24 protein-coding genes are annotated in these 23,155 nt (G+C 65.3%); 17 read left to right on the top strand and 7 right to left on the bottom strand.

The features are described 5' to 3' along the window. Nucleotides 1-111 precede the first annotated feature (111 nt). The 5 genes from AVHM3334_RS12965 to AVHM3334_RS12945 are packed head-to-tail and all read left to right on the top strand — an operon-like array spanning nt 112 to nt 6,381. Entirely contained in the window at nt 112-1,266 is a 1,155-nt protein-coding gene (locus AVHM3334_RS12965; RefSeq protein ID WP_284412848.1) for an EscU/YscU/HrcU family type III secretion system export apparatus switch protein, read from the top strand. Next, nucleotides 1,263-3,344, top strand: a complete 2,082-nt coding sequence (gene flhA, locus AVHM3334_RS12960; protein ID WP_272550778.1) for a flagellar biosynthesis protein FlhA — start codon at nt 1,263-1,265, stop codon at nt 3,342-3,344. The genes AVHM3334_RS12965 and flhA overlap by 4 nt, the downstream gene beginning before the upstream one ends. Beyond that, nucleotides 3,341-4,873, top strand: coding sequence for a flagellar biosynthesis GTPase FlhF (gene flhF / locus AVHM3334_RS12955; protein WP_284412845.1), 1,533 nt, complete (start codon nt 3,341-3,343; stop codon nt 4,871-4,873). The genes flhA and flhF overlap by 4 nt, the downstream gene beginning before the upstream one ends. Continuing rightward, the gene (locus AVHM3334_RS12950) at nt 4,866-5,660 is read left to right on the top strand and encodes a hypothetical protein (protein ID WP_284412843.1); all 795 of its coding nucleotides are present in this window, start codon (nt 4,866-4,868) and stop codon (nt 5,658-5,660) included. Before flhF ends, AVHM3334_RS12950 begins: the two co-directional genes overlap by 8 nt. 4 nt (nt 5,661-5,664) lie before the next feature. Beyond that, complete coding sequence (locus AVHM3334_RS12945) at nt 5,665-6,381, top strand: RNA polymerase sigma factor FliA (RefSeq protein WP_284412841.1); 717 nt, start codon at nt 5,665-5,667, stop codon at nt 6,379-6,381. 104 nt (nt 6,382-6,485) lie between these two features. On the opposite strand, the gene AVHM3334_RS12940 is transcribed toward AVHM3334_RS12945, so the two are convergent. From AVHM3334_RS12940 to flgA, 3 genes are all read right to left on the bottom strand, one after another. Continuing rightward, nucleotides 6,486-6,848: a hypothetical protein gene (locus AVHM3334_RS12940; protein WP_284412839.1), complete on the bottom strand. Its 363-nt coding sequence runs from the start codon at nt 6,846-6,848 to the stop codon at nt 6,486-6,488. Between the two features lie 40 nt (nt 6,849-6,888). Next, complete coding sequence (gene flgM / locus AVHM3334_RS12935; RefSeq protein ID WP_284412838.1) at nt 6,889-7,224, bottom strand: flagellar biosynthesis anti-sigma factor FlgM; 336 nt, start codon at nt 7,222-7,224, stop codon at nt 6,889-6,891. A 91-nt stretch (nt 7,225-7,315) separates the two neighbouring features. Continuing rightward, a complete protein-coding gene (flgA, locus tag AVHM3334_RS12930) occupies nt 7,316-8,077 on the bottom strand; it encodes a flagellar basal body P-ring formation chaperone FlgA (protein ID WP_502869904.1) in 762 nt (253 codons plus the stop codon). Nucleotides 8,078-8,292: 215 nt separating this feature from the next. On the opposite strand from flgA, the gene flgB reads away from it, so the two are divergent. From flgB to AVHM3334_RS12870, 12 genes are all read left to right on the top strand, one after another. After that, entirely contained in the window at nt 8,293-8,751 is a 459-nt protein-coding gene (gene flgB, locus AVHM3334_RS12925; RefSeq protein WP_284412836.1) for a flagellar basal body rod protein FlgB, read from the top strand. A 39-nt stretch (nt 8,752-8,790) separates the two neighbouring features. Continuing rightward, nucleotides 8,791-9,195: a flagellar basal body rod protein FlgC gene (flgC, locus tag AVHM3334_RS12920; RefSeq protein WP_272550767.1), complete on the top strand. Its 405-nt coding sequence runs from the start codon at nt 8,791-8,793 to the stop codon at nt 9,193-9,195. Between the two features lie 21 nt (nt 9,196-9,216). Continuing rightward, nucleotides 9,217-9,870, top strand: a complete 654-nt coding sequence (locus tag AVHM3334_RS12915) for a flagellar hook assembly protein FlgD (protein WP_284412834.1) — start codon at nt 9,217-9,219, stop codon at nt 9,868-9,870. Nucleotides 9,871-9,942: 72 nt separating this feature from the next. Further along, on the top strand, nt 9,943-11,220 hold the full coding sequence (gene flgE, locus AVHM3334_RS12910; protein ID WP_284412832.1) for a flagellar hook protein FlgE: 1,278 nt from the start codon (nt 9,943-9,945) through the stop codon (nt 11,218-11,220). A 52-nt stretch (nt 11,221-11,272) separates the two neighbouring features. After that, entirely contained in the window at nt 11,273-12,013 is a 741-nt protein-coding gene (gene flgF / locus AVHM3334_RS12905) for a flagellar basal-body rod protein FlgF (RefSeq protein WP_284412830.1), read from the top strand. Nucleotides 12,014-12,062: 49 nt separating this feature from the next. After that, complete coding sequence (gene flgG, locus AVHM3334_RS12900) at nt 12,063-12,845, top strand: flagellar basal-body rod protein FlgG (RefSeq protein ID WP_092745654.1); 783 nt, start codon at nt 12,063-12,065, stop codon at nt 12,843-12,845. A gap of 65 nt (nt 12,846-12,910) precedes the next feature. Further along, nucleotides 12,911-13,636: a flagellar basal body L-ring protein FlgH gene (locus AVHM3334_RS12895; protein ID WP_284412827.1), complete on the top strand. Its 726-nt coding sequence runs from the start codon at nt 12,911-12,913 to the stop codon at nt 13,634-13,636. 219 nt (nt 13,637-13,855) lie between these two features. After that, the gene (locus AVHM3334_RS12890; protein ID WP_284412943.1) at nt 13,856-15,001 is read left to right on the top strand and encodes a flagellar basal body P-ring protein FlgI; all 1,146 of its coding nucleotides are present in this window, start codon (nt 13,856-13,858) and stop codon (nt 14,999-15,001) included. Nucleotides 15,002-15,069: 68 nt separating this feature from the next. Beyond that, nucleotides 15,070-15,987: a flagellar assembly peptidoglycan hydrolase FlgJ gene (gene flgJ, locus AVHM3334_RS12885; RefSeq protein ID WP_284412825.1), complete on the top strand. Its 918-nt coding sequence runs from the start codon at nt 15,070-15,072 to the stop codon at nt 15,985-15,987. A 13-nt stretch (nt 15,988-16,000) separates the two neighbouring features. Further along, complete coding sequence (gene flgK, locus AVHM3334_RS12880; RefSeq protein ID WP_284412823.1) at nt 16,001-17,932, top strand: flagellar hook-associated protein FlgK; 1,932 nt, start codon at nt 16,001-16,003, stop codon at nt 17,930-17,932. Nucleotides 17,933-17,950: 18 nt separating this feature from the next. Beyond that, entirely contained in the window at nt 17,951-19,237 is a 1,287-nt protein-coding gene (gene flgL, locus AVHM3334_RS12875; protein ID WP_284412822.1) for a flagellar hook-associated protein FlgL, read from the top strand. Nucleotides 19,238-19,268: 31 nt separating this feature from the next. Continuing rightward, nucleotides 19,269-20,531 (top strand): HDOD domain-containing protein, encoded by a 1,263-nt coding sequence (locus tag AVHM3334_RS12870; RefSeq protein ID WP_284412821.1) that lies wholly within the window; start codon nt 19,269-19,271, stop codon nt 20,529-20,531. 619 nt (nt 20,532-21,150) lie between these two features. Here AVHM3334_RS12870 and AVHM3334_RS12865 read toward each other — a convergent pair. The 4 genes from AVHM3334_RS12865 to AVHM3334_RS12855 all read right to left on the bottom strand — a co-directional run. Then, on the bottom strand, nt 21,151-21,375 hold the full coding sequence (locus AVHM3334_RS12865; RefSeq protein ID WP_284412820.1) for a hypothetical protein: 225 nt from the start codon (nt 21,373-21,375) through the stop codon (nt 21,151-21,153). Next, complete coding sequence (locus AVHM3334_RS23920) at nt 21,372-22,061, bottom strand: polymorphic toxin type 17 domain-containing protein (RefSeq protein ID WP_349816622.1); 690 nt, start codon at nt 22,059-22,061, stop codon at nt 21,372-21,374. The genes AVHM3334_RS12865 and AVHM3334_RS23920 overlap by 4 nt, the downstream gene beginning before the upstream one ends. Nucleotides 22,062-22,361: 300 nt before the next feature. Then, nucleotides 22,362-22,697, bottom strand: a complete 336-nt coding sequence (gene imm45 / locus AVHM3334_RS23915) for an Imm45 family immunity protein (RefSeq protein WP_349816621.1) — start codon at nt 22,695-22,697, stop codon at nt 22,362-22,364. 12 nt (nt 22,698-22,709) lie between these two features. Then, nucleotides 22,710-23,155, bottom strand: a 446-nt coding sequence (locus tag AVHM3334_RS12855; protein ID WP_284412819.1) for an RHS repeat-associated core domain-containing protein, incomplete at its 5' end; no start/stop codon positions are given.

The raw sequence follows: 23,155 nt of genomic DNA, 5'->3' as shown, positions 1-23,155 counted from the left end.
CCGGCCCGCTCCGGCCCGCCGCCCTGAATAGCTGCCCGACAAGCCGTCTATTCGCGCTTTAGATTTTCCGGGCGCTCACGACAATGGCATGACCAAACCCGTCATGCCACCATGGACTCCAGCCAAGACAAAGACCTCCCCGCGACAGAGCACAAGCTCCAGAAAGCGCGCAAGGACGGCCAGGCTGCGCGCTCGCGGGACCTGTCCCACATCGCCGTGCTCGGCATGGGTGCCTGCAGCGTCCTCGTGCTGGCTCCCATGCTGACCGAGCACATGCAACTGGCCGTGCGCGAGCAGCTGGTGTTCAACGCCGCCACCGTGCAGGCCACGGGCTCCATGGTCACCCGGCTGCAGCAGATGGCCTTCATCGGAGTGCTCGCCAGCATCGTCTTCGCACTGCTGACCGGTGCGGCGGCCGTTGCCAGCGCCATCGGCGCCGGCGGCTGGGTGTTCAGCTTCCAGCCGATCACGCCACAGTTCAATCGGTTGAACCCGATCTCGGGCTTCTCCAATCTGATGTCCAAGCAGCAGCTGGTCAACGTGGGCAAGATGGTGCTCATGACCGGCGTGATCACCGCCGTGGCCTGGAATTTCCTGGGCAACAGCATCGACAAGCTCTCCATGCTGGTGCTCCAGCCCTCTCCGGTGTCGCTGCGCTGGGTCGGCGAATGGATGACCTCGGGCGTGAGCCTGATGCTGCTGGTGGTGTTTCTTGCGGCGGTGGTCGACGTTCCGCTCCAGGCGTTCTTCTTCAAATCGCGCCAGAAGATGTCGCACGAGGAAATCAAGCAGGAGCACAAGGAGTCCGAAGGCAGCCCCGAGACCAAGAGCCGACAGCGCCAGCGGGCCCGCGAGATCGCCGACCGCGCCAGCATCGCGTCGGTGCCCAAGGCCGACTTCGTGGTGATGAACCCGACCCACTATGCCGTGGCGCTCAAGTACGACGAGGGCACGATGAGCGCCCCGCAGGTGATCTCCAAGGGCACCGACCTGCTGGCTTTCAAGATCCGCGAGATGGCCACGCAGCATTCGGTTCCGGTACTGCAGTCGCCGATGCTGGCCCGGGCGCTGTATGCGCATGCCGAACTGGACCAGGCCATTCCCGCCACGCTGTACGCCGCCGTGGCGCAAGTGCTGGCTTACGTGTACCGCCTGAAGGCCGCGATGCGCGGTGAAGGCCGCATGCCCGACGCGCAGCCCGATCCGTTCGTGCCGCCCGAACTCGATCCGCTGAACCGCACCACCGACGCTGGGACCGCACCATGACGCCCTCCATGAAATCCGTCCGGCAGTGGGCCGGCACCAACGCCTCGGCCGTGCAGGGCATGTCCGCCCCGCTGCTGGTGGTGGCCATCCTGGCGCTGATGGTGCTGCCCATCCCCGCCTGGCTGCTGGACACCTTCTTCACGCTGAACATCGCCGTCGCGCTGATGGTGATGATGGTGGCGGCGTACATGCTGCGGCCGCTGGACTTCGCGGCGTTTCCGTCGGTGCTGCTGCTGACCACGCTGATGCGGCTGTCGCTGAACGTGGCATCCACCCGTGTGGTGCTGCTGGAAGGCCACACCGGCCCGGGCGCTGCCGGCGCGGTGATCGAGGCCTTCGGGCATTTCCTGATCGGCGGCAACTTCGCCGTCGGCCTGATCGTCTTCGCGATCCTGGTGGTGATCAACTTCGTGGTGGTGACCAAGGGCGCCGAGCGCATCGCCGAAGTGTCGGCCCGCTTCACGCTGGACGCCATGCCCGGCAAGCAGATGGCCGTGGACGCCGACCTGAACGCCGGCCTGATCGACGAGAAGGAAGCCAAGCGCCGGCGCCTGGAAGTGGCGGAAGAAGCCAACTTCTTCGGCTCGATGGACGGCGCCTCGAAATTCGTGCGCGGCGATGCGGTCGCCGGCATCCTGATCTTGCTGATCAACATCGTCGGCGGCTTCGCCATCGGCATGCTGCAGCACGACCTCTCGGCCGGCCAGGCCGCCAACAGCTACATCCTGCTGGCGGTCGGCGATGCGCTGGTGGCGCAGATTCCGGGGCTGCTGATCTCGGTGGCCGCGGCGATGGTGATCTCGCGCGTGGGCAAGGAAGAGGACATGGGGCACCAGATCGTGCAACAGCTCTTCATGTCGCCCCGCGTGCTGGGCGTGACCGCCGGCATCCTGATCCTGCTGGGGCTGATTCCCGGCATGCCGCACGCCGTGTTCCTCATCATGGGCTCGGGGCTGGGTTACGCCGCATGGACGCTGATGAAGCGCGCCAACGCCCCGCAGCCGGTGGTGGAAGCGCCCCCGCCCGCCCACGACGGCGAAGCCAGCTGGGACGACCTGCAACCCGTGGACCTGCTGGGCCTGGAACTGGGCTACCGCCTCATCACCCTGGTGGACAAGAACCGCCAGGGCGACCTGCTCACCCGCATCAAGGGCGTGCGCCGCAAGTTCGCCCAGGAAGTGGGCTTTCTTCCCCCCGCCGTGCACGTGCGCGACAACCTGGAACTCAAGCCCAGCGCCTACCGCATCACCCTGCGCGGCGTGGTGGTGGGCGAAGGCGAGGCCTTCCCCGGCATGCACCTGGCCATCAACCCCGGCGGCATCACCACGCCCTTGATCGGCACCCCCACGACCGACCCCGCTTTCGGCCTGCCCGCCCACTGGATCGACGAACACCAGAAGGAAGCGGCACAAATGGCGGGTTTTACGGTCGTTGATTCAGAAACCGTGATGGCGACGCATTTGTCACACTTGATGCAAGTTCAAGCCGCAAAGCTCCTGAGTCGCACGGAAACCCAGCAACTCGTGGAACACGTGGCCAAACTGGCCCCCAAGCTCATCGAGGAAGTGGTACCCAAAATGGTGTCGATCGCAACGTTCCAGAAAGTCCTCCAGCTGCTGCTGGAAGAGTCTGTGCACATCCGCGACATCCGCACCATCATCGAAACGCTGGCAGAGCACGCCGGCGCCACCACCGACCCGGTCGAACTGGCCCGCCGCGTGCGCATCGCGCTGTCGCCCGCCATCGTGCAGCAGATCTACGGTCCGACGCGCGAACTGAACGTGATCGCCATCGAACCCGGCCTGGAGCGCCTTTTGGTCCAGGCGCTGAGCAACAGCGCCGGCCCGTCGCTCGATCCCGGCGTGGCCGACATCCTCACGCAGAAAGCGGCCGAAGTCGCCATGAAGCAGGAAGAAATGGGCATGCCCGCCTGCCTGCTGGTGCCCGACGCGATCCGCAACGCCATTTCCCGCCTGGTGCGCCGCGTCGCGCCACGGCTGCAGGTGCTCGCCCACAGCGAGATCCCTGAAACCCACACCATCCGCATTGGTCCGATCCTCAAAGGTGCATCCGCATGAACATCAAACGCTTCACCGCCCCCACCTCGCGTGAGGCCCTGGCCAAGGCGCGCATGGCCTTCGGGGACGGCACCCTCATCCTGTCCAACCGCCCCACGGCCAACGGCGTGGAAGTCATGGCCACCGCGGAAGACACGCTGTCCAGCCTGGAAAACGCGCCCGAGCCGGCGCCCGCCAGCCGCCTGCAGGAACGCGCTGCCGACATGGCCGCCAGCCCCGCGCGCACCCTGGCCCGCCCCCAGGCGGCCGCAGCCCGCATCGAGCCGCAGCGCAGTGCGGTGGCGCAGGACACCGAGCAACTGGCGATGAGCACGCTCTCGTTCCAGGACTACGTGCGCGAGCGCATGCTGCGCCGCCGCCACGAAGCCCTCACCGGAACGGCCGAAGCCCCATCGATCAACGAACGCAGCCGCGAACGCGCTCCGGAGCGTGAACGCGAGCGCATGCCCGCGCCAGCGGCCGCATCCGCACCCGTCGTGCGCCACAACCCGCTGCGCTCCATACCGATGGACATCGCGCCCGAGCCCGTGGCCCCGCGCCGCATGCAGGTACCCGTGCCCTCGCTAGCTCCCGCCTCCGGACAGCAGAACCTGATGAGCGAACTGCAATCGATGAAGGACCTCATCGAAGACCGCTTCAACACGCTCGCCTGGCTCGGCCAGGCCAAGCAGAATCCGATCCAGTCGAACCTGATGCTCAAGCTGATCCGCGCCGGCTACTCGCCGTCGCTGGCCCGTGCCGTGCTGGAGCGCCTGCCCGAAGAACTGGGCGCGGGCGATGCCGTGCGCTGGCTCATGGAAGTGCTGGAACGCAACCTGAAGACCGACGCGCATGTGCGCCCGCTGTACGAGGAAGGCGGCATCTACGCCATGGTGGGCTCCACCGGCGTGGGCAAGACCACCACCACCGCCAAGCTGGCCGCCATGTGCGCCCGCATCCATGGCCCCGGCAGCGTCGGCCTGATCACCCTGGACACCTACCGTGTCGGCGCCCACGAACAGCTGCGCACCTATGGCCGCATGCTGGGCGTCGTCGCCCATCTGGCGCACGACCGGGCCGCGCTGCAGGACCTGCTGGGCCTGCTGGGCGGCAAGAAGATGGTGCTGATCGACACCACGGGCATCGCCCCGCGCGATCCGCGCAAGCGCGACATGCTCGACGTGCTGGACCTGCCCAACGTGAACCGCCTGCTGGTGCTGAACGCCGGCTGCCATGGCGACACGCTGGACGACACGCTCAGCGCCTTCAAGACCGAAGGCTCGCAACAGGCCATCCTGTCCAAGGTGGACGAAGCCGTGAAGCTCGGCCCCTCGATCGACGCCCTGATCCGCCACCAGATGGTGCTGCGCGGCGTGACCAACGGCCAGCGCGTGCCCGAAGACTGGGAAGCCGCCGATGCGCACCGGCTCATCAGCACGTCGATGCGCTCGCCCGCCAAGTCGGCCTTCGACCCGAAGGCGTCGGACCTGAACTTTTTCTTCTCGCACTCGCCCGAGCTGGCCTCGGAAAGGGGAATGGTCGATGCTTGATACCGGTTTTCACCAGGCCGCGAGCCTGCACAGCATCACGCCTCAGTCCGATCTGCGGATCGTGGCGGTGGTGGCGCAGCCCGACGCCGCTTATGGGCTGGAAACCCTCTGGCAGGTGTGCTCCAGCCTGCAGCGGCTGGGCTATCCCGTCGCCGTGCTGGACGGGACCGCCCGCGAAACCGACGATGCGCCCGGCCTGGCCCACTTGCTGGCCGAGCCCTCCTGGCAGAACGGCGCCCCGCTGGAAACCGGGCCCGCGGCCTCGTCGCTGGCCGTGATTCCCGCCGGCTACGGCATGCAGCGGCTGGCACGCCAGACCGCCGACGGCCCGGCCGCGCTGCAGGCGCTGCAACCGTTCTTTCGCGCCTATGCGCTCCTGGTGCTGTACGCCAGCGCCGAAGTGCTGGCCCCGCTGGTGCGCGCCACCGCCGCCGTGCCGCTGGTGATCGCCGAGGGCGGGCCGGACAGCGTGGTGCAAAGCTATCGCCAGCTCAAACACATGGCGATGCACGCTGGCGTGCACTGCTCGGTGGCTTCCATCCTGCCGCCCGGCGGGCCGGCGCAGGCCGACCTGACGCACGCGGCGCTCCATACCCTGCAGCGCTGCGCCGAGCGGCACCTGGGCAGCGGCATCCTCACGAGCACCGTGCGGGCCAACCATTCACAGGACGTGCAGCGGCTGGCCTTGCAACTGCTGGAAAACGCGTGCACCATTGGCGCCGCGATGCCTGCCACCCAGCCCTTCGGCATGACGGAGACGGCTGCGCATTTCGCCCGGAGCCATTGACCCCATGTACACCGCCAAAGGCCAGCTCGACCGCGATGCGCTGATCCGCCAGCATGTGCCGCTGGTCCGCCGGATTGCGCACCACATGATCGCCAAGCTCCCGCCGAACGTGGAACTGGACGACCTCATCCAGGTGGGCATGATGGGCTTGAGCGAGGCCCTGTCCCGCTACGAAGCCGCGCAGGGCGTGCAGTTCGAAACCTTCGCCACCCAGCGCATCCGCGGCGCCATGCTCGACGAACTGCGCGAGGGCGACTGGATGTCCCGCAGCTCGCGCAAGAGCCAAAAGGAGATCGAACATGCGGTCCGTAGGCTGGAGCAGAAGTTCGGGCGCAGCCCGCTCGAATCCGAAATCGCCGCCGAACTGGACCTGAGTCTCGTGGAATACCAGACGCTGCTGGGCAAGGTGCGCGGCACGCAGCTGGTGTACCTGGAAGACATGACGCGCGGCGACGACGGCGACGACAGCTTTCTCGACCGCCACGTCGCCGACGGCGAAGCCGACCCGATGGCCGTGCTGCGCGACCAGCGGCTGAAGGCCTCCCTGGTGGCCGCCATCAAAAGCCTGCCCGAGCGCGAGCAGCACATCATGGGCATGTACTACGAGCACGACATGAACCTGAAAGAGATCGCCGCGGTGCTCGGGGTGACCGAATCGCGCATCTGCCAGCTGCACAGCCAGTCGATCGCGCGCCTTCGGGCCAAGATGCGCAGCCATTAGCCAACGCACAACCGTCGGGCTGGCACTCTTTCTGCAGTTGCTTCATTCCCTTCCAAAACAAAACACCGCATCGATGTGCGGCGTTTTTGTTTTTGGGCTCGGGGTCAGCCCTGCGAGCGGTAAATGCGGGCCGCGCCGCCCGAACGCCCTGGCGCACCGTTTCCGTAGGTGGAGGCTTCCTGGGGCGGCAACACGGTCGCCACCTGGCGCTCGGTCAGGGCGGTCAGGCGTGCCAGGTGTTCGCGCTGCTGGATCAATTGGGAGCGGATGGCCTGGATGCGGCGCTGGAGGTCGGCCGGCAGTTCCGCCGGGCGAGCGATTTTCTGGAGCGCGTTGGACAGATCGAGGGCTGCCTGGCGCAGCAGGGGGGCGGTGCGTTCCACCGCGAGCGCGTCGGTGGCCAGCAAGGCGGCGCCGACGTCTTTCAGACGGGATTCGACTTCGGAGAGCGTGGTTTCGAGCTGCATGGGTGGATCCTGTGCCGATCAACCCCGCAGGAAACCGGGATCAATGGCTGTTGCTGTTGTGGGAAATGATTTCCTGCGCATTGGACAGCAGCTTGTCCGCGATCGCATCGGCGTCCACCGTGAACGTGCCCTTTTCGATGGCGGCGCGCACGGCCTTCACCTTGTTGGCATCGAAATCGGTGCTGGCGCGGCTGTTGGCATCCAGCGCGCGGGCCGCATTGGAAAACGTGACGGGCACGCCGGCAGCCACAACGGCGGCTGGCGTTGCAGTCTTGGCCGCCGTTTCGGCGGCGGCCGCAGGCGCCTTGGCCTGCTTGGCTGCAGTGGCGGCTTGCGACACTGCATTGGCAATTTCGGGGTTCTGACCTATCTTCATCGCTCTCTCCCACCCCGCTCGATGTGGGGCACAGTAGCAATGTTTTCGACCACTTCGGCGGCGACTTTAGGCTTTTCTTGCGCCGCATCGGTTACAAAGTGATTTCTACTGTCCCATTTTCAGACACGACACCGGCGACTACGCGGCCATTATCCATACGGATGCGCACAGTCTCGCCCACGGCGCCAGCGGTGATCGCCTGCCCTGCGGATGTGACCGAATAGCCCTTTCCCTGTGCCACGACCCGCACGGCCGCACCGGCCTTGAACAAGGTCGGTGCCTTGACCATGTGCTGGCGCACCGCCTGGCCGGCCATGAGCTGGCGCGAGGCGACCATGCCGACCCAGCTTTCCGGATTGGCCACGATGGCGGTGGTTTCCGCCGCCCAATCGACTTCGGCCTCGGTCGCATCGGCCGCCGTGAGCACGGCGCCGGACGCCACGTTGCCCGTCAGCACCCAGGCCGGGCCATAGGCTTTGACGGTGACGGGAAGAAACACGTTCCAGGCCGTGGCGCCATCGACACAGCGCAGCCCCAGCCGGGTGCGGCCCCACAGCCGTGAGCCCGCCGGCAAATAAGGCTCCACCCGGGCGCACGGCGCCAGGCGCAGCCGCGAATCCAGCGCCCCCACGCTCACTTCCATGCGCAGCGGCATGTTGGCCGTGCCGGACTGGCCGCGCTGCAGCGCATCGTCCAGCCAGCGCTGGGTGATGCCGCCCAGATCCGCCGCCGGGTCGGCCACGGCCTGCTGCGCCCGCAATGCGGCAGCGGGCAGGGCCAAGGCGGCCGCCAGGGCGGCCATGCGGACCAGGGGCCGTGCAATGAAAGATCGGTGAGCGGTGTGATGTGACATGGGAAGGTCTCCTGTGGCGGCGAAGGCGGCTCCACGAGGGGAAAGGCCATTCGACCCCTGGCACTTTAGGGCCGCCGGGCTTGGACGAAGCACCGAACTGCGCGCCAATCGCCGCGTTCTTCGCGCTTTAGAAAAACCGGCCCATTTCCATAATCGAACCCACGCCGGAACACCGTTGTCCTCCGGCCAGGAACCCACCGCTGTGCGAGGCTGACATGCTGAACAAGATGACCGAAAGGCTGGATTTTCACGGTAACGCGCTTTTGCTGCGTGCCGAGCGCCAGCGCGCCATCGCCAGCAACATCGCCAACGCCGACACGCCCGGCTACGTGGCCCGCGACTTCAACTTCGCCGATGCGATGCGCGACGCGACCGGTGGCGGCTCGACCACGCTGAGCACCGGATCGGGCGCCAGCATGTCGCTGGCCACCAGCCAGCGCCAGCAAAGCGCCACCGACCCCCGCCACATTCCCCTGCCGGCCGCCACGACGGGCATGGGATCGGGCAGCACGCTGGGCTACTCGGTGCAGACCCAGCCCAACCTGGACAACAACACGGTGGACCTGGACCGCGAGCGGGCCGCCTTCGTGGACAACGCCGTGCGCTACGAAGCCACGCTGCGTTTCATCAACGGCAACGCCAAGACGATGCTGAGCGCCATCCAGGGCCAGTAAGAGTCATAACGCCCAGACCCACGGAAAGCGGAAACCGCCATGTCCATGTTCTCCATCTTCAATGTCTCGGGCAGCGCCATCAGTGCGCAGTCGCAGCGGCTGAACGTCGTGGCCAGCAATCTGGCCAACGTCGAAGCCGTGGCCGGCCCGGACGGCCAGGCCTACAAGGCGCGCCAAGTGGTGTTCCAGACCGCGCCCATGGGGGCCGAAAGCTCTGCCGGCGTGCGGGTGAGCGCCATCAGCGAAAGCAACGCGCCGGGCAAGCGGGTTCACGACCCGAGCCACCCTTCCGCCGACGCGGAAGGTTATGTCACCCATTCCAACGTGAACGCGGTGGAGGAGATGGTCAACATGATCTCCGCTTCGCGCTCCTACCAGAACAACGTCGAGGTCATGAACACGGCCAAGTCGCTGCTCCTCAAGACCCTGCAGATGGGCCAGTAACTTTCGGGAAAGACCCAAGCCATGATCCTCAACCCCATCGGCTCCACCGCCACCGTGAATTCGCAGGGCACCAGCGCCAACTCGGCCACCGATCCCAATGCCGCGCAGGACCGCTTCCTGAAGCTGCTCGTCGCGCAGTTGAACAACCAGGATCCGATGAATCCGATGGACAACGCGCAGATGACCTCGCAGATGGCGCAGATCAACACCGTCACCGGCATCCAGACGCTGAACCTCACCATGCAGACCATGGCCGAGCAGTTCTCCACGATGCAGACGCTGCAGGGCACGGCCATGATCGGCCGCTCGGTGCTGGCCGAGGGGTCCAAGATGACCTTCACCGAAGGCACGGGCAAGGGCTACTTCGAGCTGGCCGGCGCGGCCACCAGCGCCAAGGTCGAGGTCGTCACGCCCGGCGGCGCCGTGGTCGGCACCGTGGACATGGGCGCGCAGGACAAGGGCCGCCACGAGTTCGAGTTCGATGCCAGCAAGTACGCCGGCAGCAAGAGCGACCTGCAGTTCCGCGTGGTCGCCGCCACCAAGGACGGCACGGTGCAATCCACGGCGCTCATGCAGGCCAAGGTGGTGGGCACCGGCTCCAGCAGCGGCGCGCTCACGCTCGACCTGGATACCGGCAGCACCGTCAACTACAACCAGATCCGCGCCGTGCTCTGACGGACAGGCCCTGATCTCCCCCACCTTCCTCCCCTTTTCCACGCGCTTTCTTCTTCCTTTCAGGAGAACACCATGAGCTTTCAGCAAGGCCTGTCCGGCCTCAACGCGGCCAGCAAGAACCTGGACGTGATCGGCCACAACATCGCCAACTCCAACACGGTGGGCTTCAAGGCCTCCCGCGCCGAGTTCGCTGAAATGGTGGCCTCCGCCATCGGCTCCGCGGGGGGCACCAACGCCGGCATCGGCGTGGAAACCGCCGACGTGGCCCAGCAGTTCAACCAGGGCAATCTGTCGATCACCGGCAACAGCCTGGATGTGGCCATCAACGGCGACGGCTTCTTCAAGCTGCAGCAGCCCGATGGCACCAATGCCTATACCCGTGCGGGCAATTTCAAGCTCGACGACCTGGGCAACGTGATCACCAACAGCGGTGCCAAGGTGATGGGCTACGCGGTGGACCCGGCCACGGGCCTGCGCTCGTCCAGCAACGCCGCGCCGCTCACGTTCCCCACGTCGCAGCCGATTCCGGCCAAGCAGACCACGTCGATCACCGCATCGTTCAACCTGGATGCGCGGGCCCCCGACGCCGCCGGCGATTCGACCGCCACGCCGCCCGTGCCGGCCACGCCGCGCGCCACCTACGGCACGTCGATCAACGTGTATGACAGCCAGGGCGTCGCCAAGCCGGTGAGCCTTTATTTCCAGAAGAACGGCGCCAACACATGGGACGTGTACGACCAGCTGGACGATGCCACGGCCACCCCGCCCGTGACGGCCACGCCCGTGGGCCAGATCACGTTCGACAACAACGGCAAGATCACCGCGCCGGCAGCGACGCCGCCCGCCACGGGCTTTCAGATGCCGCTCACGATCTCGCCCACGCCGCCCAACCCCAACAACCTCACCAATTACACGGTGGAGGTGAAGCTGGACGGCGTGACGCAGTTCGGCACCAAGTTCGCCGTGTCCGACCTGTCGCAGGACGGCTACACCGCAGGGGAACTGACGGGCATCAACATCGAAAACAACGGCATGGTGATGACGCGCTACTCCAACGGCGTGACCCGCGCCGAAGGACAGCTGGCGCTGGCCAGCTTTCGCAACACGCAGGGCCTGGCCTCGATCGGCAACAACAACTGGTCGGAAACCTTCGAGTCCGGCCAGGCCGTGATGGGCTCGCCCACCGATGGCAAGTTCGGCGCCCTGCGCTCCGGCGCGCTGGAAGACTCCAACGTGGACCTGACGGCCGAGCTGGTCAACATGATGACGGCGCAGCGCGCCTACCAGGCCAACGCGCAGACCATCAAGACGCAGGACCAGGTGATGTCCACGCTGGTCAACCTGCGCTGATCCGGCCTGATTCCTGAACACCCCCGACTGAGACGCCTGCGCGAGACACACCATGGACCACCTCATCTACACCTCGATGACGGGCGCCAACGCCGCCGCACAGCGGCAGTCGGTGCTGTCCAACAATCTGGCCAACGCCTCCACGAACGGCTTTCGCGCGGAGATGTCCACCTTCCGCGCCGTGCCCATCCAGGGCGACGGCGCCAAGACGCGCGTGTTCGCCCTGGAGGCGACGTCGGGCCATTCCGAAGCCTCCGGCCCGGTGCAGCGCACCGGCCGCAACCTGGATGCCATGGCGGTGGGCAATGCCTGGTTCGGCGTGCAGGGCCTGGACGGCACCGAGGCGTACACGCGCAACGGCAGCCTGGAAGTGTCGGCCACGGGCCAGCTGCTCACGAGCAATGGCCTGACGGTGCTCTCGGACGGCGGCGGCCCCATCGACGTGCCCCAGGGCGCCGAGATCGCACTGGGCTCGGACGGCACCATCACCGCCAAGGTGGGCAACCAGCGCCCCGCCGCCGTGGGACGCCTGAAGCTGGCCACGCCCACGTTGGAAGACCCGCTCAAGCGCGGCGACGACGCCCTGTTTCGCACGACCTCGGGCGATCCGATGCCCAACGACCCCAATGCGCGCCTGCTGTCGGGCGCGCTGGAAGGCTCCAACGTCAATGCCGTTGAAAGCATGGTCGGAATGATCGCCGCCTCCCGCCAGTTCGAGGCGCAATTGCGCCTGCTCCAGACGGCCGAGACCAACGACAAATCGGCCAGCCAGCTGTTGAGCATCAACGGCTGACACCCGACGCCGAAGACGACGACGCAACCGCCTCCCCGAAGGAACCGCCATGATCAATTCCCTGTGGATCGCCAAGACCGGCATGTCCGCCCAGCAAACCCAGCTGGACGTCATCTCGCACAACCTGGCCAACGTCTCCACCAACGGCTACAAGCGCAACAACGCGGTCTTCGAAGACCTGATCTACCAGAACCAGCGCCAGGTCGGCTCGCAGACCACCGAGCAGAACCAGCTGCCCACCGGCCTGCACCTGGGCCTGGGCGTGCGCACGGTGGCCACCAGCCGCAACTTCACGCAGGGCAGCCTGCAGCAGTCCAACAACAACCTGGACGTGGCGATCAACGGCAACGGTTTCTTCGAAATCACCCAGCCCGACGGCACCATCGGCTACACCCGCGACGGCTCGTTCCAGCTCGACGCGCAGGGCCGCATGGTCACCTCCAGCGGCCTGCCGGTGGCCAACGGCATCACCGTGCCTGCCAACGCCACGGCCATCAGCATCAGCACCGAGGGCGTGGTTTCCGCCACCGTGCCGGGCAGCACCGCGCCCCAGCAGCTGGGCAGCATCGCGATGGCCAACTTCATCAACCCGGCCGGCCTGGAGCCCATCGGGCAGAACATGTACAAGGAATCGGCCGCGTCCGGCCAGCCCCAGCAGGGCACGCCGGGCACGAACGGCCTGGGCTACATGCGCCAGGGTTTCCTCGAAACCTCGAACGTGAACGTGGTGGAAGAGCTGGTGACCATGATCCAGACCCAGCGCGCCTACGAAATGAATTCCAAGGCCATCCAGACATCGGACCAGATGCTGGCCAAGCTCGCGCAGCTTTGAAGCGCAACGCCGACCGTTCCCACGAAGAACGCCCACGCCCCCACCGCCCGTTGCAGGATTCCGCCATGCGTACCGCCTCCTCTCTCCTTCCTCGCTCGTTCACCCTGCCGGCCCGGCCCGCGCGCCTGGCCGCCGTCGCCGGCCTGGTGCTGCTGTGCACCGGCTGCGCCACGCTGTCGCCGCCCCCGCCCGTGGACCTGCTGCCCACCACGCCGCCGCCCGTGGCCGCCACGCCACGCCCCTCGGGCCCGGCGACCGGCAGCCTGTTCCACGCGGCCAGCTACCGGCCGGTGTTCGAGGACCGCCGCGCGCGCCTGGTGGGCGACGTGGTCACCATCCAGATCATCGAGACGGTGTCCGCCAGCCAGAAATCGACCTCCACCGTGGACCGCAAGTCGGGCACGGCCTCGGGCATCACCGCGCTGCCGTTCGTGAGCTCGACCAACCTCGGCAAGGCCTCGCTGGGCGCGACCAGCACCAACAACTTCGAAGGCAAGGGCGGTACCGAAAGCACCAACACCTTCACGGGCACGATCACCACCACCGTCATCGACGTGCTGCCCAACGGCCACCTCGTGATCGCCGGCGAAAAGCAGATCGGCGTGAACGAGAACGTGGACGTGCTGCGGTTCTCGGGCACGGTGGACCCGCGCGCCCTGCAGCCCGGCAGCGTGATCAGCTCCACGCTGGTGGCCAATGCCCGGGTGCAGTCGCGCGGACGCGGCGCCCAGAGCGAAGCCCAGGCCGTGGGATGGCTGTCGCGCGCGTTCAATTCGGTCACGCCGTTCTAAAAGCGCCCGCCAGCGCCAGCCAGCGCTCGCGCTCGCCGCAATCTGCCGCCATGCCCTGGCGGCAGATTGCTATGTTTTTCATAGCACAATGCCTTAGTGCTTATTGCACTGGAGGCATTTTTCGCTTGTATTCCCCCAGGGGCGGCCGCCCCAATTGGCCGGTAATCCGGCATCTTTTTGGCCCATCCCGTGAAGCGCTCCGCTTTCACAATCGAGGCCATGAAAGCCCTGCCCTCCCCCCTGATTTCGCGCGCGTCGCGGCTCGTGTGGCTGCTGGCCGCACTGGCCACCCTCTGCGCCGCATTGCCCGCCCATGCCCTGCGCATCAAGGAAGTGGCGGCCGTGCAAGGCGTGCGGAGCAACCAGTTGACGGGCTATGGCCTCGTCGTGGGGCTGGACGGCACGGGCGACCAGACCACGCAGATGCCCTTCACCACGCAGGCGATGACGAACTACCTGCAGCAGATGGGCATCAGCCTGCCGCCCGGCACGGCGGCGCCCCAGCTCAAGAACGTGGCCACGGTGATCGTCACCGCCCAACTGCCCGCCTTCGCCCAGCCCGGCCAGACCATCGACGTGAGCGTGTCCTCCATGGGCAACGCCAAGTCGCTCAAGGGCGGCACGCTGATCGCCACGCCGCTGCGCGGCGCCGACGGCGAGATCTACGCCATGGCCCAGGGCAACATGGTCGTGGGCGGCGCGGGCGCATCGGCCGGCGGCAGCAAGGTGCAGATCAACCACCTGAGCGCCGGCCGCATTCCCGACGGCGCTCAGGTGGAGCGCTCGGTGCCCACCCCGCTGAACGACAGCGACACCATCACCCTGGGCCTGAACGCCTCGGACTTCCAGACCGCCCGCAAGGTGGCCCAGGCCATCAACGGCAAGCTGGGCAACGGCGCCGGCATCGCCACGGCGCTGGATGGCCGCACGGTGCAGGTCCGCGCCCCGCTGGACCCCGGCGCCCGGGTGAATTTCATCGCCGACCTGGAAGAGCTGGCGGTGGCCGACTCGATCCCCTCCGCCAAGGTCGTGATCAACGCCCGCACCGGCTCCATCGTGCTCAACCAGGCCGTGACGCTCGGCCCCTGCGCCATCGCGCACGGCAACCTGTCGATCACCATCAGCACCACGCCCGTCATCAGCCAGCCCAACCCGCTGTCGCAAGGGCAGACCGTGGTCGCGCAAAAGAGCGACATCAGCGTCAAGCAGGAGCCCGGCAACATCATCCAGATGCCGCCGTCGCCGCAACTGGCCGACGTGGTGCGCGCGCTCAACACCCTGGGCGCCACGCCGCAGGACCTGCTGGCCATCCTGCAGGCCATCAAGGCCGCAGGCGCCCTGAACGCCGAGCTGGAGGTCATCTGATGACCCAGGCCGCCACCCCTTCGCCCCTGCGCTTCGCGGGACGGCGCCCGACCTGACGGAGAACGCACATGGCCATGACCCTGCCCTCTGCCGCGACCACCACCGCCACCAATGCGCTGGCCGTCGATTCGCGCTCGCTCAACGCGCTCAAGTACGAGGCCGGTCAGAACAATCCGCAGGCCGCCAAGGAAGCCGCCAAGCAGTTCGAATCGCTGTTCATGCGCGAGATGATCAAGAGCATGCGCGAGGCGACGATGAAGTCCGGCCTCATGGAAGGCGGCCAGGCCGACCTGGGCAGCGACATGCTCGACCAGCAGCTGTCCATTCAGATGTCGGGCCGCCAGGGCGGTCTCTCCGAGGCCATCCAGCGCCAGTTGACGCGGCAGATCGGCGGGGGCGGCGATGCCGGTGCCGGGGCCGAACCCACGTTCTCGGTGCCCTCCACCCTCAGCCTGGGCGCCGCGAGCCAGCGCACCGCCGCGGTGGCGGCCGATCCGTCGGCTCCCGCGCCCAAGGGCCGCGAGAGCTTCGTTCAGCACCACCGCGACGCGGCCGAGCGCGTGGCCAAGGAAAGCGGCATTCCCGCCAGCTTCATGCTCGGCCAGGCCGGCCACGAAACCGGCTGGGGCAAGAGCGAGATCCGAGCCAAGGACGGCGACAACTCGTTCAACCTGTTCGGCATCAAGGCCGGCAAGGGCTGGACGGGCAAGGTCGCCGAGATCACCACCACCGAATACATCGGCGGCGTGCCGCGCAAGGTGACGGCGAAGTTCCGCGCCTACGACTCCTACGAAGACTCCTTCAAGGACTACGCCAAGCTGATCAACGACAACCCGCGCTACGAAAAAGCGCGCGAGAAGACGCATTCGGCCGTGGCCTATGCCACCGAACTGCAAAAGGCAGGCTACGCCACCGACCCCGAATACGCCAGCAAGCTGAGCCGGGCCATCAACAGCACCTTGCGCGTATCGCGCACGGCGGCCTGACAGGGCACGCCCCATGAGCCTGCTCAACGTCGGCGCCCGCGCCCTGCTGGCCAACCAGGTGGCCCTGCAGACGGCGGGCCACAACATCGCCAACGTCAACACCGCCGGCTATTCGCGCCAGACGCTGGCGCTGCAGACCGTGCAGGGCCAGTTCACGGGCGGCGGCTACATCGGCCAGGGCGTGGACGTGCAGACCATCCTGCGCAACCACAACGAACTGCTCACACGGCAGGCCGCCGCGGCCAATTCGACGCAGGCGGCGGACACGACGCGCGGCGAGCGGCTGTCGCAGATGCAGGACGTGTTCAGTGGCGGCACCAGCGGTCTGGGCGCCTCGATCACCGACATGCTGAACGCGCTGTCGGACGTGGTGGCGGCGCCGACCGACATCACCGCGCGCACGGTGGTGCTCACGCGCATGGACGAAACCGCCGGGCGCATGCGCTCCGCGGCCGACCGCCTGTCGGAGATCCAGTACACCGTCACCGAACAGCTCAACAGCAACGTCAACGCGATCAACAGCCTGGCCAGCCGCATGGCCGGCGTGAACGAGCAGATCGCCCGCGCCACCGGCAACGGCCAGTCGCCCAACGACCTGCTGGACCAGCGCGACCAGATCATCCGCGAGCTCAACCAATACGTGCAGACCACCCAGGTGCAGGCCGACGACGGCACGGTGGGCCTGTTCGTGGCCGGCAGCCAGCCGCTGGTGCTGGGCTCCACGGCCACGCAACTGTCGGTGGGCGAGGCCACGGCCTTTCCCGGCAGCGGGCAGACCAAGCTGTTCTTCAACCGCCCCGGCGTGACGCCGGTCGAGCTGGACGAGAACATGCTCGGCGGCGGCGAGGTTTCGGGCCTGCTGCGCTTCAACAACACGGACCTCGCCGAAGGCGCGAACCTGCTCGGCCGCATGGCGCAGGCCATCGGCATGACGATGAACGCGCAGCACAAGCAGGGCCTGACGCTGGACGGTCAGCCCGGCAAGGACCTGTTCTCGGTGCCCGCCAGCATGCCGGGCTACACCAAGGGCGCGGCCGTGGGCAACGTGGCGTTCACCGATGCGACGAAGTTCGCCGCGTCCGACTACGAAGTGCGCTTCACCACGCCGCCCGCCGGCCAGGTGGTGCGCATGTCCGACGGCAAGGCCACCGCCTTCACCGACCTGACCGACCTGGCCGGCAAGCAGATCGACGGGCTCAACTTCAACATGACGACGGCCGGCGCCACCGGCGAACGCGTGCTGTTCAAGCCCTTCAGCAGCTCGGCCGCGAACATTCAGGCAAAGGTGCTGTCGCCGCGCGACCTGGCCGTGGCCAGCCCCGTCAACGCCGCCATGGGCAAGACCAACGGCGGGTCGATGCAGCTCACGGGCGTGCAGGCCACCGCCACCGGCTTCACCGCGCCCCCCATTCCCGCCGGCGTGAGCCTGAGCTTCACGGCCGGCCCACCGACGACCTACACCGTGACGGGCTCGACCACGCCGCCTTCGGGCACGTCGGGCCTGGCCTACACGCCCGGCCAGCCCATCAAGATCGACGGCTGGGAACTGACGCTCAAAGGCACGCCCAACACGGGCGATACCGTGACGGTGGGCAACGCCCTCGATCCGCAGTACGGCGACGCCTTCACCCGCAACGCGGGCAACGCCACGGCCATGAACGCCCTGCGCGACGTGAAGATGTTCGACGAATCCACCATGAGCGACGGCTACGCCGGCCTCATGGCCCAGGTGGGCACGCGCACGCAGAGCGCGCTGAACTCCGCCCAGCTGTCCACCACCATTGCAGGCAATCTGGAGAAGGACCGCACCGCCGTCTCGGGCGTGAACCTGGACGAAGAAGCGGCCAAGCTGATCCAGTACCAGCAGGCCTACCAGGCATCCGCCAAAGTGCTGCAGATCGCCCAGAGCATCTTCGACAGCCTGATCCAGACGATGGGCCGATAAACCGCGCCGGAGCAAGACATGGCCAACTTCTACCGCACCTCCACCGCCAACATGTACGACAACGCCCTGCGCAATCTGGGCAATCGGCAGACGGCGCTGTCCAACCTGCAGGAAAACCTCACCTCCGGCAAACGCGTGGTGCGGGCCAGCGACGACCCGGTGGCGGCGGCGCAGGCCGAGCGCGCCATGACGCGGCTGTCGCGCGTGCAGACCGACCAGCGCGCGCTGGAGAACCAGCGCAACTCCATCGCCCAGGCCGAATCGACCATGGGCGAAGCGGTGGACCTGGTGCAGGAAGCCCGCCAGCTCATCGTGAGTGCCGGCAATGGGTCGCTCACCCCCAACGACCGCAAGACCATCGCCAACCAGCTGCAGGGCCTGCGCGAGCAGCTCTCTTCCATGGTCAACCGCAAGGACAGCAACGGCATGCCGCTGCTGGGCGCGCTGGGCAGCGCCCTCACGCCGTTCCTCGGGCCACAATCCGGCAGCCCCGACTACACCTTCTCCGGCCTGCCCGGCCAGGGCTCGGGCACCGACAACTCGCTGCCCCTGTCGCTGGACGGCGAATCGGCCTTCATGTTCGTGCCCCAGCGCGACGGCGCCTACAACGCGGCCGTCACCACCAGCTCGACCGACCATCTGCTCACCACCGACGGCATCAAGCCCACCGACACCAGCCTCATCACGGGCAACAACTACCAGATCGTCTTCAGCGGCGTCGGCCCCGGCGCCACAGCGGGCACCACCACCGCCACCTACACCATCACCAACACCACCACGGGCGTGTCGTCCGCGCCGGTGACGGTGCCCGACTTTCCGTCCGACAAGCCGGTGAGCATCGGCGTGACGGGCATTCCGGGCATGAGCTTCAACATCACCGGCACGCCGGTCAAGAAGGTCGATGGCACCTTCAGCCTCTCGCCTGCCAACGGCGACAGCATCTCGCTGCAGCCCAGCGCCAGCATCTTCAGCACGCTGGACAGCGCCATTCGCGACATCGGCAGCGCCACCACCAGTGGCGCGGCGTCGCAGGCCGTGGGCCAGGCCCTGAACAACATCGACATCGGCATGGAGCGCATGCACAACATGCGCGGCTACGCGGGCGAACTGCTCAACCGCGCCGACCGCATCACGGGCGACCAGGACAAGCGCGCCGTGCAGCTCGAAGCCGACCGTTCGCGCGCGGAGGATCTCGATATGATCAAGGGCATTTCCGACTTCCAGAACAACCAGGTCGGGTATGAAGCGGCCCTGAAGTCCTATGCCCAGGTGCAGAAGCTGTCCCTCTTCAACTACATCGGCTGAGCCCGCGCGGTAACGGCCGCCTTCGCACCCCATGGTCCAATCCGTTCTTGGCAGCCTTCTCCTCGGTTACCGCCCCCTTTGGAACCAGGCACGGCGCCTCGCCGCCGTGCAGCTTTACGTGCAAAGCGATGGCGCCGCCGTCGTGGACGCGCCCCACCTGCTGCGCACCTTGCAGGAACTGTGGAGCGCCAGCTCGCCACCGGTGCTGCTCTCCCCCCAGACGCCGCAACTGCTCACCGACCTGCTGGCGCAGGCGCCGCGCGGCTCCCCCTGGATCGAAGTGCGCAGCGAATGGCTGGAAGAGCCCTCCATGGTCGCCCAGGTGCAGGCCGCCCACCAGCGCGGCCTGAAACTCGTCTGGCGCGGCGAACTGCACCACCTGCCCGAACCCGCCGTGGCCGGCTGCTTCGACAACAGCCTGCTCACCCTCAGCGCCGCCGACGCCATGGCCGCCCTCAAAACCACCACGGGCATGCAGCGCGCGGGAGGGGCGGCAGCAACAGCGGCAACCCACCAAGCCCACGCCCATACGCAGCCCAGCCCCGTGCTGGCCGGGCAGATGTACGAGAACGTGGCCAGCCGTGCCCTCATGGAACACTGCCTGGACCGGCACAAGGCCCTGGCCCTGGCCGGCTGGCCGGCGGAAGACGTGCTGTACGAACTGCGCCACCAGCCGCCACAGCCCGGGCACGACACCGTGCTCAAGCTGATGAAGGCCATCGACGCCGAGCAGTCGCTGGAAGCCTTCGAGCAGATCCTGGGCGAAGACCCGCTGCTCGCCTACCGCTTCATGGTCTATACCAACTCGGCCGCGCTGGGCCTGCGCACCGGCGTGGACTCGCTGCGGCGCGGCCTGGTGATGATGGGCTACGGCTCGCTCAAGCGCTGGCTCTCGGACCAGCTGCCCCACGCCAGCACCGACCCCAACCTGCAGCCCATCCGCGAATCCATGGTGCTGCGCGCCCGCCTGACCGAGCGCCTGCTGGACGCCGGCGTGGAAAACGACCTGCGGCGCGAAATCTACCTGTGCGGCCTGCTCTCGCAGATGGACGACCTGCTGGGCGAACCACTGGGCGCCATCCTGCGCCGACTGCCCCTGTCCGAACGCATCTACGACGCCACCGTGCTGCACACCGGGCCGTATGCGGCCAGCCTGGAGATGGCCTGCGCGCTGGAGACGGACAACGGCGCGGCGATCCGCCAACTGTGCGAGACGCACGAGATGGATCTGGAAGAGGTGAATCGGGGATTGCTGCGGGTGCTCGCGGATCTGGATGTGAAGCGCGGGGGCTGAGGACTGCGCGCTTGGAGATTGCGGGGTACAGCGTTACGCCCTGCAGATTAGAACGGGACAGAGCCGCAACGGCTCTGTTCGGCGTGTCCCACGCTGAGTCGCTAAGCTGCTACGCGCCGCTACGGTCGTCCATTGGGCTGGTTGTGGAAGTAGTACACCTGCGCATTGGGCACGGCGGTGTTGCTGCCGGAATTGTGTTCCGGTGGCAGCGCGTTGGATGTGCCGCCTTCATCCGCGTCGTTGGCCGCCACCACGTTGAACCGGTCTCCCCAATCTGGATTCGTCGTCGGAACAGACTGTGCCTTTCCCTCTTTCGCATTCGCCCCGAACGCATGCTGCGCCGCGGGGTGGGGCTCGATTCGTCCCAGACCGTCAATGCGGGCCAGCGGGCTGTAGCTTTCATCCCTAAAAACGCATCAGCTCCATCATCTTTCACTATAAATTTATAACTGCGAGAGTTCGATATTTTTTATCATGCACTGCAGATCTACGGACGCCCTAGCAGATTGAACATTGTTCTTGGCATGGAGTGAATTAATGAATTAATGAATGAATGCGAATATTAAAAATTATCTAGCACTGCTATAAAATATTTACCTCAAAAATTCTACATTAAAAATTAAACGGGAGGAGGATAAATATCATCATGATTGGCTTTTCTTCCCAATCTTAACAATTCATTATCTTGTATCATCCAAGTTTCACCATCAATATATACAGCACACCATCTTGCGCTCTCTGTTTCAGAAAAACCAATTACCACACCTTCGCGGTTAAGAATTTCTTTTAAATTCAAATTATCAGAAATTACTTCCACATAGTCGAATTGTTCTATACGTGTCATTTATGAGTTATCTTCCCATCTAGAGATACATTTGCATGTGAGCCATCCCGTGTCGTCCATCCAATTTTTTCCCGGCCCTGTTTAGACAACTGAACGTCCCACTCATGAGCCTGGCCCTGCGTCCGAGAAGGCCCCTTCGTCCATTCATTACCAAATTTATCGATGTAGCCATTCTGTTTTCCCTTAGGCAATGGCATCGTGGGAGACCAATTTTTTGGAGGTACATACCGAATCCGGCCTTTAGTCGGTAGCCCGGCAGCTTTAATCGCACCCTTTTTTGAAGGGGGTACGGCAGAACCACACTCACGAGCTAAGCCCCAAGGATCAACCCAAGCAATCGGATTAGGCGCATATTGGTGCAGATTCATCCCGCCCGCTAACCCAATCGGGTCCGGCGTCGTGAACGCTCCCACCTCCGGCTCGTAATACCGGAACGTGTTGTAGTGCAGCCCTGTCTCGCGATCCAGATATTGCCCCTGCATGCGCAGGTTCTGCGGCGCTACCGCTTGCCCGCCGGCAATGGCCTGCCCCAGCGGCCGCCCCACGTCGTCGAAGGCCTGCCAGCTTTCCGTGACGGCACTTCCCCAGGTTTTGTACTGCGCCCGCCAGACCAGGTTGCCCCGGTTATCGCTTAACTCCTCTGGCCGTCCGTTGGGTTGGTTGTGGAAGTAGTAAACCTGCGCAATGGAACCAGCCGCATTGCTGACTACGGGGGACGGCCGAGGAGCGGGTTTGCTACTTCCGTCATCGTTGGCAGCAACGACGTTGAACCGGTCTCCCCAATCTGGATTCGTGGTCGGAACAGAGTGCGCCTTCCCCTCTTTCGCATTCGCCCCGAACGCATGCTGCGCTGAAGGGTGGTCGCTATGTCGCCGACCGCCAACGCGGGACAGCGGGCAGTATTTTTAGACCAACACAGCAGTTTAATAAGGAGTAGGCCGCACTTAATAGATTAATTTATTAGTACTTGATTTCAGCCGCCTTAATTAGTTGGGCATGCTTTCAGGCGGCTGATTTTCGAGGACATATACCTCATTGAGAGGGCACTCAAAATACCCCCATTTCCCCCAATTCATCTTCAACCAACTCAAATTCACAGCATAACCGTCATCCTCTGACGGAATAGATTCATCTGGAAGAACGGAATAAACCAAACCGGCCTTATATCCAGAAGAAACCATTAGCGAGTAACTCGGACTTGTCGCCCTTCCGGACTCTACAATCATAAAATCCACAATTTTTTCATATGGCACTTTTCCTCTGCACCTCAAAATCATTCCGCGTGATAAATTCCCGGTGTAATCAATCAATTTTATTGCCATAAAAATCCTTTACTAACATCTTAAATTATGTCGCCCGGAATTATCTGCAGGTTTTGCCTGCTTTCCATCGATATCAAATTCACCCAAATGGCGCCCCTTGCTGTCCGTATGTTCAATTCGTCCATGCTGACTATCCACAGCCCTTAAATCTCCATTTGGCGTTCTATATACATTTCTTCCATTGTTTTTGCTGAGCTTTGGATCTTTCACCCAGCCGTTTCTATCAGCTACCTTTTGGACTTTCCCGTTAACCACAATAACCCTCTCGGAAGGTGGCATTTTGGAAATTTTTGCCTCAAAATCTGCTGCAGTTTCTGGTTTAGCATTCCAACCCCAAGGATCAACCCAAGCAATCGGATTAGGCGCATATTGGTGCAGATTCATCCCGCCCGCCAACCCAATCGGGTCCGGCGTCGTGAATGCTCCCACCTCCGGCTCGTAATACCGGAACGTGTTGT

The organism is Acidovorax sp. SUPP3334, from assembly GCF_030159055.1.
Classification (GTDB): domain Bacteria; phylum Pseudomonadota; class Gammaproteobacteria; order Burkholderiales; family Burkholderiaceae_C; genus Paracidovorax.
Note: the sequence above shows the minus strand (reverse complement) of the source record. Positions and strands in the feature narration are given on the sequence as shown.

What these genes read in the sequence shown, in the direction of transcription:
- AVHM3334_RS12965 (WP_284412848.1), top strand. Translation starts at nt 112, where the DNA reads ATGGACTCCAGCCAAGACAAAGACCTCCCCGCGACAGAGCACAAGCTC.
- flhA (WP_272550778.1), top strand. Translation starts at nt 1,263, where the DNA reads ATGACGCCCTCCATGAAATCCGTCCGGCAGTGGGCCGGCACCAACGCC.
- flhF (WP_284412845.1), top strand. Translation starts at nt 3,341, where the DNA reads ATGAACATCAAACGCTTCACCGCCCCCACCTCGCGTGAGGCCCTGGCC.
- AVHM3334_RS12950 (WP_284412843.1), top strand. Translation starts at nt 4,866, where the DNA reads ATGCTTGATACCGGTTTTCACCAGGCCGCGAGCCTGCACAGCATCACG.
- AVHM3334_RS12945 (WP_284412841.1), top strand. Translation starts at nt 5,665, where the DNA reads ATGTACACCGCCAAAGGCCAGCTCGACCGCGATGCGCTGATCCGCCAG.
- AVHM3334_RS12940 (WP_284412839.1), bottom strand. Translation starts at nt 6,848, where the DNA reads ATGCAGCTCGAAACCACGCTCTCCGAAGTCGAATCCCGTCTGAAAGAC.
- flgM (WP_284412838.1), bottom strand. Translation starts at nt 7,224, where the DNA reads ATGAAGATAGGTCAGAACCCCGAAATTGCCAATGCAGTGTCGCAAGCC.
- flgA (WP_502869904.1), bottom strand. Translation starts at nt 8,077, where the DNA reads ATGTCACATCACACCGCTCACCGATCTTTCATTGCACGGCCCCTGGTC.
- flgB (WP_284412836.1), top strand. Translation starts at nt 8,293, where the DNA reads ATGCTGAACAAGATGACCGAAAGGCTGGATTTTCACGGTAACGCGCTT.
- flgC (WP_272550767.1), top strand. Translation starts at nt 8,791, where the DNA reads ATGTCCATGTTCTCCATCTTCAATGTCTCGGGCAGCGCCATCAGTGCG.
- AVHM3334_RS12915 (WP_284412834.1), top strand. Translation starts at nt 9,217, where the DNA reads ATGATCCTCAACCCCATCGGCTCCACCGCCACCGTGAATTCGCAGGGC.
- flgE (WP_284412832.1), top strand. Translation starts at nt 9,943, where the DNA reads ATGAGCTTTCAGCAAGGCCTGTCCGGCCTCAACGCGGCCAGCAAGAAC.
- flgF (WP_284412830.1), top strand. Translation starts at nt 11,273, where the DNA reads ATGGACCACCTCATCTACACCTCGATGACGGGCGCCAACGCCGCCGCA.
- flgG (WP_092745654.1), top strand. Translation starts at nt 12,063, where the DNA reads ATGATCAATTCCCTGTGGATCGCCAAGACCGGCATGTCCGCCCAGCAA.
- AVHM3334_RS12895 (WP_284412827.1), top strand. Translation starts at nt 12,911, where the DNA reads ATGCGTACCGCCTCCTCTCTCCTTCCTCGCTCGTTCACCCTGCCGGCC.
- AVHM3334_RS12890 (WP_284412943.1), top strand. Translation starts at nt 13,856, where the DNA reads ATGAAAGCCCTGCCCTCCCCCCTGATTTCGCGCGCGTCGCGGCTCGTG.
- flgJ (WP_284412825.1), top strand. Translation starts at nt 15,070, where the DNA reads ATGGCCATGACCCTGCCCTCTGCCGCGACCACCACCGCCACCAATGCG.
- flgK (WP_284412823.1), top strand. Translation starts at nt 16,001, where the DNA reads ATGAGCCTGCTCAACGTCGGCGCCCGCGCCCTGCTGGCCAACCAGGTG.
- flgL (WP_284412822.1), top strand. Translation starts at nt 17,951, where the DNA reads ATGGCCAACTTCTACCGCACCTCCACCGCCAACATGTACGACAACGCC.
- AVHM3334_RS12870 (WP_284412821.1), top strand. Translation starts at nt 19,269, where the DNA reads ATGGTCCAATCCGTTCTTGGCAGCCTTCTCCTCGGTTACCGCCCCCTT.
- AVHM3334_RS12865 (WP_284412820.1), bottom strand. Translation starts at nt 21,375, where the DNA reads ATGACACGTATAGAACAATTCGACTATGTGGAAGTAATTTCTGATAAT.
- imm45 (WP_349816621.1), bottom strand. Translation starts at nt 22,697, where the DNA reads ATGGCAATAAAATTGATTGATTACACCGGGAATTTATCACGCGGAATG.